This window comes from Cytobacillus sp. QJM3NY_8, assembly GCF_056173585.1.
Genome location: NZ_CM149681.1, coordinates 1311010 through 1322489, shown reverse-complemented (window position 1 = coordinate 1322489; position 11480 = coordinate 1311010). Strand labels below are relative to the sequence as shown.

At 41.5% G+C, this 11480-nt stretch carries 10 protein-coding genes and 1 riboswitch; of the genes, 3 read left to right on the top strand and 7 right to left on the bottom strand.

Translation table 11 applies throughout. The features are described 5' to 3' along the window. Window positions 1-15 precede the first annotated feature (15 nt). The gene (locus tag AC0VZ9_RS07020; RefSeq protein WP_009331439.1) at window positions 16-1236 is read right to left on the bottom strand and encodes a metallophosphoesterase family protein; all 1221 of its coding nucleotides are present in this window, start codon (window positions 1234-1236) and stop codon (window positions 16-18) included. Between the two features lie 212 nt (window positions 1237-1448). Between AC0VZ9_RS07020 and AC0VZ9_RS07015 the strand changes: the two genes are divergently transcribed. Continuing rightward, entirely contained in the window at window positions 1449-2081 is a 633-nt protein-coding gene (locus AC0VZ9_RS07015) for a LysE family transporter (protein ID WP_019381419.1), read from the top strand. 341 nt (window positions 2082-2422) lie between these two features. Here the strand turns inward: AC0VZ9_RS07015 and AC0VZ9_RS07010 are convergent, their stop codons facing one another. Both AC0VZ9_RS07010 and AC0VZ9_RS07005 read right to left on the bottom strand, forming a co-directional pair. Then, complete coding sequence (locus AC0VZ9_RS07010) at window positions 2423-3673, bottom strand: ABC transporter permease (RefSeq protein ID WP_475397167.1); 1251 nt, start codon at window positions 3671-3673, stop codon at window positions 2423-2425. Further along, a complete protein-coding gene (locus AC0VZ9_RS07005; RefSeq protein ID WP_009331442.1) occupies window positions 3666-4565 on the bottom strand; it encodes an ABC transporter ATP-binding protein in 900 nt (299 codons plus the stop codon). Before AC0VZ9_RS07005 ends, AC0VZ9_RS07010 begins: the two co-directional genes overlap by 8 nt. Window positions 4566-4745: 180 nt before the next feature. Between AC0VZ9_RS07005 and AC0VZ9_RS07000 the strand changes: the two genes are divergently transcribed. After that, the gene (locus tag AC0VZ9_RS07000; RefSeq protein WP_009331443.1) at window positions 4746-4931 is read left to right on the top strand and encodes a YhzD family protein; all 186 of its coding nucleotides are present in this window, start codon (window positions 4746-4748) and stop codon (window positions 4929-4931) included. A gap of 201 nt (window positions 4932-5132) precedes the next feature. On the opposite strand, the gene AC0VZ9_RS06995 is transcribed toward AC0VZ9_RS07000, so the two are convergent. The 4 genes from AC0VZ9_RS06995 to AC0VZ9_RS06980 form a co-directional block, all read right to left on the bottom strand. Continuing rightward, a complete protein-coding gene (locus tag AC0VZ9_RS06995; protein ID WP_009331444.1) occupies window positions 5133-5924 on the bottom strand; it encodes an enoyl-CoA hydratase in 792 nt (263 codons plus the stop codon). 164 nt (window positions 5925-6088) lie between these two features. Continuing rightward, on the bottom strand, window positions 6089-7714 hold the full coding sequence (locus AC0VZ9_RS06990; protein ID WP_009331445.1) for a long-chain fatty acid--CoA ligase: 1626 nt from the start codon (window positions 7712-7714) through the stop codon (window positions 6089-6091). 146 nt (window positions 7715-7860) lie between these two features. After that, window positions 7861-9375: a coproporphyrinogen III oxidase gene (locus AC0VZ9_RS06985; RefSeq protein ID WP_009331446.1), complete on the bottom strand. Its 1515-nt coding sequence runs from the start codon at window positions 9373-9375 to the stop codon at window positions 7861-7863. A 213-nt stretch (window positions 9376-9588) separates the two neighbouring features. Then, the gene (locus tag AC0VZ9_RS06980) at window positions 9589-10455 is read right to left on the bottom strand and encodes a Cof-type HAD-IIB family hydrolase (protein ID WP_071157595.1); all 867 of its coding nucleotides are present in this window, start codon (window positions 10453-10455) and stop codon (window positions 9589-9591) included. Between the two features lie 229 nt (window positions 10456-10684). Continuing rightward, a riboswitch (TPP riboswitch) is annotated at window positions 10685-10786 on the top strand. 88 nt (window positions 10787-10874) lie between these two features. Between AC0VZ9_RS06980 and AC0VZ9_RS06975 the strand changes: the two genes are divergently transcribed. After that, window positions 10875-11480 (top strand): YkoF family thiamine/hydroxymethylpyrimidine-binding protein, encoded by a 606-nt coding sequence (locus AC0VZ9_RS06975; RefSeq protein ID WP_019381414.1) that lies wholly within the window; start codon window positions 10875-10877, stop codon window positions 11478-11480.

Genomic DNA, 11480 nt, shown 5'->3' with positions numbered 1-11480 from the left:
CTCCATTCAATGTCCTTAAGCTTTGTGTAGAAGATCCACAAGCAGTGCTTCGGCTTCCTCTGCGATTCTTTGCTTGTCATCCTTAGTGAGCTCACCCAAAAATCTTCTTGCCAGGGGATGTGCATACAAGATCAGGGCACTTTCACTGCCCTCTGCAAAATGACCCGCAGTTTTAAAAAGCTCACTGAAAAAATCCGATTCATGTGCCAGCTTTTCTTTATTCCACATCCTTTTTTCATTCACGGCTAGGCCGGAAATCCATACAAAAGACTCCTCTTCTGCCTCTTCCTCCTGCAAAGATTCGAGCAGCTCACCATTCGTTATGCTTCTTAATTCGTGATCCGACAAGCCTACTTCGTTGAGTGTCAGATTTATAATTGTTCCCTTTCTGTTTTGGCGCTTTTCTTCAATCAAACTTATGCAAAGCTCATAAATCTCCTGATAGCTTTCCGATTTTGAAGCATCTATTTCTGCATTCTCCCATATAACAGGAGCTGCCTCCAGAAACTCCGTCTTTGCACCAGAACTATCCAGCTCAACTAAATAGCATCCTTTGGGACCAGTTTCTTTCCGGTTCCTTCCCTGTATATTACCAGGGTAAATGACGGGTGGCTGGGTGATTAAGATTTCTCGTTTATGTATATGTCCGAGAGCCCAATAATCAAAGTCCTTTTCAAGCAAATCATTTATTCGGAATGGGGCATATTGAGCGTGATCACTGCTGCCTTCAAAAGAACCGTGAAGGATTCCAATATGCAGATCAGCTCCATTTTCCCTGCTATATTGATCGATCATCCGTTCCGCCACATGTCTTTTAGGGTAGCTGAAACCATAGAGGTGAACGGATGTACCATTTTCAGCAATATGCTTTGCCACTTCGACTTCATGGGAAAAGATATGGACATTCTCCGGCAATGGCAAATGTGCCCATCTCCCATCCATATGATCATGATTTCCATGGACCGCATATACAGCAATCCCGCATTCAGCCAGCCGCTCCATCTCTTTCCGAAAACGTGTTTGTGCCCTTATACTTCTGTCTTCACCATCAAACAAATCTCCGGCTAAAATGATAAAGTCTACATTATGGAAAATGGCTGAATCAACTATTTTCGTAAATGCTTCAAAAGTACTTTCCTGGAGCTTTTTAAAAATGGATGGGGGCAAATGCTTCAGTCCAGACATTGGACTATCCAGGTGCAAATCAGCTGCATGAATAAACGTAACCCTTTTCATGTTAACTTCCTTTCATTCCTTTTCTCTCATTTTACCTCATTCAAAAAGCGAATGCACGTTCCTATTCGAAATTAAATTGCTATATGTGCCGTCTGAAAATTTTCCTGAAGTTTGTTTTAGACCGGGAAGCTTGTGCATAAAAATGTACAAGAACTCTTTCCTCGAGGACAGGTTTGCAGCCTCAAGGAAAATATAAAGGGCGGAGTGGTATATTGGGAATTGGAATATATTTAAGTTATGTGTTTCTCGGACTATCTTTGGCAGCTCCAATCGGGCCGGTAAATGCTGTCAGGCTTGAAAAGGGGATAAAAAATGGATTTTGGCATGCCTGGATTGTTGGAGTTGGCTCCATGTTTGCTGATGCCTTTTATATGCTTGTTGTATACCTTGGGCTTGTCCATTTTTTGGACACCCCTATCGTTCAGATCTTCCTGTGGCTTTTTGGAGGATTTATACTCTTATATACAGGGATCGAGAGCATTGCAAATGCCAATAAAATTTCCCTGAGCTATGTGCGAAGCCGGGATTCATTGTTTAAATGCTTTTTTTCCGGATTTATTATGTCCATATCCAGCCCTCTTTCCATTTTGTTCTGGCTGGGTATCTACGGATCAGTTCTTGCAAAAACAGCAGCATCCTATGGAAAAACAGAGCTCTTTTTATACAGTACAATGATTTTTCTGGGTCTCATGCTCTGGGATTTGTTTGTAGCTGCACTGACCACAGGGTTTCGCCGATTCCTTACTTCAAAAGGAATTATCGTCATCTCGATTCTTTCAGGAATATCGCTGATTGGATTTGGGCTTTATTTTGCATTCGAAGGATTAAAGGCATTGTTTGCATAAGAAAACCCTATTGAAAAAAGCTCTTTTCTAAAATACGGAGCTTTTTTCAATAGGGCCTATTCTTAGAGATAGTAATTTTTCTTATAAATTCTGTCCGTTGATTTCCAATGCAGGCACTTGCTTTCCCTGGGGCGTGAGGTGAGCTTCCTCGACACTCTGTGTCTGCGGAGGCTCACCTGATCCGCTGCTTCCTCATGACATTGAATAATCTTCCCAGAATCAGCGGCTCACAAAGAAAATGCGTATGCATTTTCGAGGATCAGGCGCCGTCCGCTCCAACCAACTCAGTGGTTAAACTAAATTAACCGTCTTCAAGACATAAACTTTGATAAACAGCCTGTTTATTCGTTTTTAGTAAGCTGTAATGCTTTTTTGATATCTTTAAAGGAATTTGACTTCCCATACATCAATACTCCGCCCCTGTAGACTCTCGCTCCGAAGACAGCCAGTACTATTATGGCAGCCAGCAGGATCACGATCCCGAGAATTGGCTCCCATACAGGCAGTGACAGCATCCCCACTCTCATGAACATGAGCATGGGAGTGAAGAATGGAATATAAGAGGTGATTGTTACAAAAGATGCTTCCGGCTGGCCTAAGCCAAACATAGCAATCATAAAGCCTGCTACAACCATCATGGTCATTGGAGTAATCATCTGCTGGATATCTTCAATCCTGCTTACCAGCGAACCAAGAAAAGCAGCCAGTGTGGCATAAAGGAAATATCCAAGAATGAAAAAGATGATTGCATAAGCGATGGTCGAAGCCGGAATGTTTCCAAAGCCAAAGAATTCAAAAAAACCGCCTTCCATCGTATCAAGATTTTGTTTGACTGAAAAATAGCCTACTAATAGAATAAGTGCCATCTGTGTCAGGCTAAGCAGCCCAATCCCCAATATTTTCGCGAACATCTGCTTGATTGGAGAAACACTGGATATTAAGATTTCCATGACACGGGAAGACTTTTCTGTTGCTACTTCCATGGCAATCATATTGGCATACAAGATTACAGCAAAATAAATGATAAATAATAGAACATAAACAAGCCCTCTTGCCTGATTCAATTCTTCTTCTGTTTTGGCGTTTTCTTCAAGAGCGGTCTTATCAAAAGGTACCGGCTCATATAGCTTGCTTAATTGCTCTGGACTAAGATTAATTTGAGTGGCAGCCATTTGTGTTTTCAGCTGCTGCAGCCCGCCCTGCAATTCGGATGGGATGGCTGAATCGGCTATGCTTCTGGCTTTATAGGCCGCTTCAGGGAGCTCATCTGTGCTAAAGGATAACAGCAAAAGCCCTTTATAATCTCCATCTTTAACAGCAGTTTCCCCTTCTGCCTCAGACCCTTTGTATTCAATTAAAGTTATCTTGTTATTTAGGGCATCCATTTGTTCCTGAAGAGGAGTTAACAGCACACCAGTCTCATCGATCACTGCAACTCTTTCTTCATCATCCTTATTAAAATAATCAATAATACCTGATAAATTGGCAAGCCCTGCAACAATCACCACAGTAATGAGTGTCGTTGCAATAAAAGACTTGGTCTTCAGCTTGCTTAAATAAGTATGAAGAAGGATCGTCAAAAAATTATTCATAGGAAGCACCAGCCTTTTCTATAAAAATATCATTCAGGGACGGCTCTTCCAGTACAAATTTACGGACAAAACCCTTCTCTGCAACCTCCCTGAAAATGTCTTCAGCTGCTTCTTCTCCGGAAATCTGCAGCTGAATTCCCTCAGCTGTCTGCCTGGCTTTCACCACTCCCCTGCTATCCGCCAAAAAGCTTAAATCATAGTCTGCGTGGATAACAAGATTCTTCCTTCCAAATGAACGTTTAATTTCTTTTAGAGACCCGTGCACAACAGGCCGTCCTTTTTGCATGATGCATAAATGCTCACAAAGTTCTTCTACATGTTCCATCCTATGGGAGGAAAAAACAATCGTTGTGCCGCTATCCTTCAAATCCAGCACAGCATCCTTCAGCTGTTCTACATTAACCGGATCCAGCCCGCTGAATGGTTCATCCAATATTAATAGCTTAGGCTTATGTATAACTGCAGTAATAAACTGGATTTTTTGCTGGTTGCCTTTTGATAGCTCTTCAATTTTTTTATTGGCATATTCGGGAACCTTAAAGCGCTCAAGCCAATATGTTAATTCCCTTAAACAGTCTTGCTTTGCCATCCCCCTCAGCTTAGCTAAATAGACTACCTGATCCTTGACCTTTAGCTTTGGATATAGGCCTCTTTCTTCGGGAAGGTAGCCTATCAGCGGACTAGTTGAATAATCAATTGGATTTCCATTCCACGTAATCTTTCCCCCGCTGGGATCCAATAGCCCCAATATCATTCGGAAGGTAGTCGTTTTACCGGCGCCATTCGCCCCCAGAAACCCAAACATCTCACTTTCGGGAATAGTTAGAGATAAATCATCAACTGCAGTAAACTTACCAAAACGCTTTGTTACATGTTCAAGCTCTAAAGCCATATCGAACTCCTCCTTTGCCTAATAGGTAATACGGCCATAACATAAAAAAAGGTTCACTATTTTTAAAAATTTAGCATTTTAATTTACGGCATTTCTTTTAAAAAATATTTTGCACATTTATAAAAATTATGCAAGAATAATAGTAACTATCTGAATTTTATAATAAAGGAGTATCTTATTATGAAAACATACAAGCTAACTGCATTTGAACAGGACGGAGAAAAGATATTGGATGAAGCATTTCAGGCAGCTACAGATGACGAAGCTAAAAGTGTGGGAGAAAACCTCCTTAAGGAAAAAGGTTTGGATGAAAAAACGCACCGCTGCACCTCACCGGCCGGCAAGCTGATTTTGTTTCATAGATAACAAGAAAAAACGGAAGCGCCTTGTCCGCCCCTGCACCTCGAGGGGTAGGCGCTTCTCCTAAAAGCTAAAGCTATGAGCCGTGAGAGATTGATGCTGTCAAAGCGTTCCTTTTGGAGCAGGACAGCTTAGATAGTTCACCGATGTACATTCAGATTAGAAAAAAAGCAAAGGGCTCAGCTCTTTGCTTTCTTCTTTCCATTCTTATTTCCCCTTAAACACAGGCTTTCTTTTTTCGATGAAGGCCTGGATTCCCTCTTGGTGATCTTCTGTTTGCCTCATTTTATGCTGGCCGAGCTTTTCAAGCTCAAGCACTTTCAGCAGAAGGGGGCGGTTTTTATCAGCAAGAATTTTCTTTGTCTTAATCATTGCTTCAGTTGGGCTGTTAAGCCATTTGCTCAATTTTGCATCAACAGCATTATTTAAATCAGCTTCTGCTATTTCGTGAATCAGCCCCATTTGTAAAGCCTCATTTGCAGTCAGCACTTTTCCTTCCCAGATTAAATGCTTGGCTTTATCCTCGCCGATTCGCTGCTGCAGGAAGAAGTGAGACCCTCCATCAGGAATTAATCCAATTCCAATAAAATTCATGGCAAGCTTGCTGTTCTTGTCTGCCAAAATATAATCAGTAGCCAATGCCAGACTTAAGCCCAAACCAGCTGCTGCGCCTGTTACAGCACTGATTGTCAGCTTCGGCATGCTATAAAGAGACACAACCAGCTCGTTGATGCAATCCATCACAACAGGGAAATCGCTTTCATTTGTTTCCAAAAGCATTGTTTTAATATCTCCGCCTGAGGAAAATGCGCGGCCCTTTCCTTTTAATACAACGATATCCACCTCATCCATTTGGCTTATATCCTTCATCGCAGTCAAGAGCCCCTTAATCATTTCCACATTCAATGCATTCAGTGATTCCGGCCTGTTCATCTCAACTGTGGCCACTCGGCCATCAAGCTGTACGCTGACAGTATCAGTTACAAAGTCTGTTGTCAAAATCCTTTCCCTCCTTTTTGTGCTTCTTCTATTATAAAGAGTATTATTATATTTAAAAAGCGTTTTGTCTAAAAATTTTTAATTTTGTCACTTATTAAGGTATTGTGCTGTATTCCAAAACCTGCACAAAAAAACAGCATCCTCAGAAGGATGCTGCACTATATTTACTTTGCATTACCTGTATATTCTTTTTGGACCTGATCTCTTAAAGCCATTTTGAGGAATTTTCCTACAGATGTTTTTGGTATTTCTTCAAAGAAAAGAATTTCATCCGGAAGCCACCATTTTGCAAATTGCGGCTTTAGGAATTCATAAAGGTCTTCTTTTGTTGTCTGTCCTTTAAATGGCTCTTTCAGAACAACGCATGCCACCGGCCGTTCCTGCCATTGCTCATGCGGGACAGCAACAACCGCAGCCTCAAATACCGATTCATGAGCCATCAAGGCATTTTCGATATCAACAGAAGAAATCCATTCCCCTCCGCTTTTAATCAAATCTTTTGTCCGGTCAACAATTTTCATAAATCCTTCTTCATCAATGGTTACGACATCACCCGTGTAGAGCCAGCCATCTTGGAACGACTCATCTGTCCGCTCGTCCTTGTAATATTCAGAAGCAATCCATGGTCCTCTTATGGCGAGTTCCCCCATTTCCTTTCCGTCCCATGCTGCTTCGCCATCCTTGCCGGCAATCTTCATTTCCAATCCGGGGACAAGTATGCCCTGCTTGGCTTTTATGTCCAGCTTCTCATCCGGTGATAACTCTTCCTGATAGCTTTTTAAAGTCGAAATAACAACAAGAGGGCTTGTTTCAGTCATTCCGTAAGCATGCATGAATGGAATATTGTGTTTTTGCTCGAAAGCTTTAATCATGCCTTTTGGTGCAGCCGATCCTCCGCACAGAACCGATCGGAGTGAACTCATGTCATATTTATTTTCATCCAGCTCTTTTAATAATCCGAGCCAGATTGTCGGTACTCCGGCTGTTATCGTAACTTTTTCTGATTGGATAAGCTCAGCCAAAAGTTTAGGTGTAAAATATGGGCCCGGCAACACAAGAGTCGTTCCAAACCAGACAGCAGCAAAAGGGAGCCCCCATGCATTTACATGGAACATCGGCACTACCGGAAGGGCGATATCTTTCTCGCTTACCGCTGCACTATCTGCCATTCCCAGTGCCATACTGTGAAGGACGATGCCCCTGTGGGAATAGACGACACCTTTAGGATTGCCTGTGGTTGCTGAGGTATAGCACATTCCAGCTGCTGAATTTTCATCCAGATCATCAGGATATTCGTATGCACCGCTTGCTTCATTGATAAGCGTTTCATAGTGATAAACCGGCGAAAGAGTAGTCTCAGGCAATTCATCTTCATCAGTCATAATAATGAAAGCCTTGACCGTTTTCAGTTCATCCTTAACCTTCTCAATTAAAGGGACAATATCAGGATCAATCAAAAGCACCTTATCTTCAGCATGGTTAATTATATAAGTAATATGCTGAGGTGACAGTCGTATATTAATCGTATGAAGAACGGCTCCGCTGCATGGAATGGCAAAATAAGCCTCCAGGTGGCGATGATGGTTCCAAGCAAGTGTCCCGACCTTGTCCCCTCTTTCCACCCCTATGTTTTGCAGGCTTTCTGCCAGCTTCCTTGTCCGTTCTGCAATCTCCTTATATGTAAATCTCTGAATTCCGCCGGCTGTTCTTGAAACGACTGTTTTCCTTGGAAAATACTTTTCTGCACGCTTTATCATTTGCGTCATAGTCAAAGGTGTCTGCATCATCATTACAATTCCCCCTTTTAGAAAACGCTTACATTTGTATTCATATAATTCTATGATCTTTATTACCTATATTCATTCTCTTTATTTTCAGTAATTCCTTTAATTTCTTTCTGAATTTTCTAAAATATAAACTTTAAAAAAACCCCCGCCTATTCGGCCAGGGATTCGTGTTTATTAAAAAGTTCTTTTAATATTTTCAATTTCTCGTTTGTATAATGCTCAAAACTGTCATTATACGATTTAGGATCCTTCGGGTTTGCAAAATGAGTAATTTTCCCTGTCTGAGGATCAATGAACTTACTGGAGGCCCCGCATCCGAGCCCGATGATTGTCTGCTGTTCTTCCATAATCATGATGTTATAGATGCTTTCCTGATTCGGAAGGGCATAGCCGACATTTTCAAGATTGCCGAGAATATTTTTCTGACGGTAAAGATAATAAGGATGGTAATTATGCTGTTTTGTCCAATCCTCAGCCATGTCCATCATTTTTTCAATTTCTTCCCGCTCGGCAACTTTATATTTTTGCTTGTTCTTCGTCATTTCCGAAGCCCGTTTAAAGGATAAAGTATGAACTGTCAGAGATTCCGGCATTAATTTCTCAGTTTCATCCAAAGTATGCGAAAATTCCGGCACACCTTCTCCAGGAAGCCCAATAATCAGATCCATATTGATGTTATTCATTCCCATATTGCGGGCCAGATGGAACTTATCCACGGTTTCTTCCACTGTATGGTGGCGGCCAATGGCTTTCAAGGTCTCCTGAATATAGGACTGAGGATTGATGCTGATGCGGTCAATGTTCCATTTTTTCAGCACTTCAAGCTTTTCGGGTGTGATTGTATCCGGACGTCCGGCTTCCACAGTGACCTCCCGTATGTTTTCGACATCTGGAAAAGAGTCGTACATTTCCTCATAAAGCATATCCATCTCTTCCGCCGTAATGCTTGTCGGAGTCCCTCCACCATAATAGACAGTAGTAATTTTCACATCATTTTCTTTCAGCCACTCGCCAATTTTACGCATTTCGAAATGCAGGCCGCCAAGGAACGAGTTTACTGAACCCTGCCTGCCATTAATCGCATATGCAGGAAAAGTGCAATACGCGCATTTTGTCGGGCAGAATGGAATGCCAATATATATGCTGACTTCATTTTTTAAGTTATAAAGATCCGGTACGACAGCAAGCTGCCTGTCTACGATATTCTGCATAAGCTGGATCTTTTCATCTGTAATCAAATACTCTTCCTTAAGCTGCTGATGGGCTTCATGGAGAGGTGTCTGATGCTGTATGGCACGGTGAAGCAATTTTGTGGGACGTACCCCAGTCAGAATTCCCCACTTCTGGGTAATGCCTGTCCATTCCTGCAAAACAGTCAGATATACGTGGGATACTGCATTTTTTATTTGTTTAAAATTCTCTTTTTCTGTCTCAGACGGTACGAATTCCTTCTCAAAATTCGCTGAATGATTCTTGCCATCTTTATCAGAAAGCTCTGCAATGGCTTTAATGTGCTTTCCATGTTCAAGCTGAAGATTAATTGTAAGGTCGGCTGCATCATTCTCACCCAGCATCACTTCACATTCTTCAAAAAAGAGGTTCCCGATCAGCCGGAGCGGACGATGGAAACGTTCATCCTGTACACCTAAAATTGAAATGTTCAAATTGATCACCTTTTTTAGAAAATATATTAATCTGCCGATGTCTTTGTTTTCTTAGGGGCAGCTGCATAGTGTCTATTTTTCATGTTGACAAACTTCTTTTAGTGTACAGAAATGGGGAAACAAGGTCAATATAAGGGAAATGATTCCTAATGGATACCCAGTATCGCAAAGCAAAAAAGAGCCGATTTCTAATCGAGCTCTCTTTGATTGATTTTATTTTAATAGATTCATTTTCTTCAGGAAATCAATTGGATGCTGTTTGCGGAAATGTTCTTTGACCATGTAGCTTACACCGTTCTGGTCATTGGATCGTGTCAGCCAGTCTGCTGCTTTTTTGACTTCGGCAGGTGCATTACCCATAGCCACACCGAGGCCGGCGGCTTCAATCATTTCCAGATCATCCTCCGAGTCGCCTATAACGACCATTTGGTTTCGGGAAATTCCGAGATGTTCACATAAATAGAGCAAACCATTCAGCTTTGAAACTCCGGCAGGTACAATATCCATCCGCAGATCACTTAACTTAATGACTTCTACATTTTCAAACATGCCCCTAATGGCTGCCTGGACATCCTCAAGGTCGTCTTTATCTTCAAAATACACTTCAATTTTTGGCGGTGTGACCGGCTCATCTAAAATGGTATCACTTAATGAATCCACAAATTGCTGCGAGTAAAAAATGGGATCGCCGGTTGTAAAAACAGTTTTAGCAAGCATATTGGTATTGAGCTTGGTTTTGTTGGCAAGGGAATATTTTTCGTGCACCAGCCTGATTTGACAGGTAAAGCCTTCAAGCAGGCGCACGATTTCAAACGTTTCATCTTCCTGTATCCTTTTTACAAATATCGGCTTTTCCTGAGAAGCTGCAATATAAGCTCCCCTGTGTGTGACCAGCAAGGAATTGATTTTCAATGCTTTGGCCGCTTTTTTCGCGGATGGAAAGCTTCTGGATGTGACAAGTGTTACATAAATTCCTTTTTGCTGCACATATTCAATCGCTTCTTTTGTTGATTTATGAAGTCTTCCATTTGATTGGAGTAGTGTTCCGTCAATATTTAAAGCAAGCATTCTATATATCATCCAATTTGCCCCCTATTCTCGGTGTAAAATTGTCCTATTACACTTTTATGAAGGGAAGGATTGGATTAGAACATGACATGGACAATGCAGAAATTTTTTCATAGCTTATCTGTGTTATTGAAGGCGTTTATCTGTTTTCATTGATCATTTGATTTAAAGAATTGTAAATTAGTCATTTACAATTTGGATGCTCCGTATTAAGATGGAGTCAATAAAAACTGCATATCTTATTTTGCACTAGGGGAGCTTTTTGGCTGAGAAGAACAATCCGTTCTGACTCTTATCACCCGATCTGGATAATACCAGCGTGGGGAAGTGCAGGTGAACGGCTATCATTTCTAGTGTATTGATATCATTCAACTGCATTTCCTTTTGGGAATGCAGTTTTTTAATTTTATATAAACCAGGAGGATGGCAAAATGCAGGAAAATTTCTTATGCGGAACCAGCGAGATTACAGGGTGCAGGTTTTCGATTTATCCAATGACTGACAGGTTTGTGGATGTTATTTTATCTGCTCTAAAAGAAGTGGATACAAGCAAGGTATGGATGGAAACAGATGATGTGAGCACTTGTGTGCGCGGCAGGTCCATTCATGTTTTTGATGTAGTCAAAGCGATTTATCTTGAAGCTGCTAAGCATGGTGATCATGTAGTATTTAACGGCACATTTTCAAATGGATGCCCTGGCGATACTGCCGGAGATGCTTATCTTGCTGAAAATGAAGAGAAGGCGAATGAAAAAAAATCTGCTGGAATCAGCCAGGAAGTCGCTGTCCAGTTCGCACTTTATCCGATGGGGATTCCTGGATACATGAACGTCATTATGAACCAAGTCGAGCTCGCAAAGGCACAGGGAACGTTTACTGAAGGAGTGCATTATGCTTCAAGATTAGATGGGAATGCACACGATGTTTTTAAAACGCTGGAAGATGCTTTCGAAAGCTGTAAGAAAAGCGATTCCACTCATATTGTCATGACGGTTAATATGTCTGCAAACAGTCCTTCCAAGAAGGGGGCTGTGTAA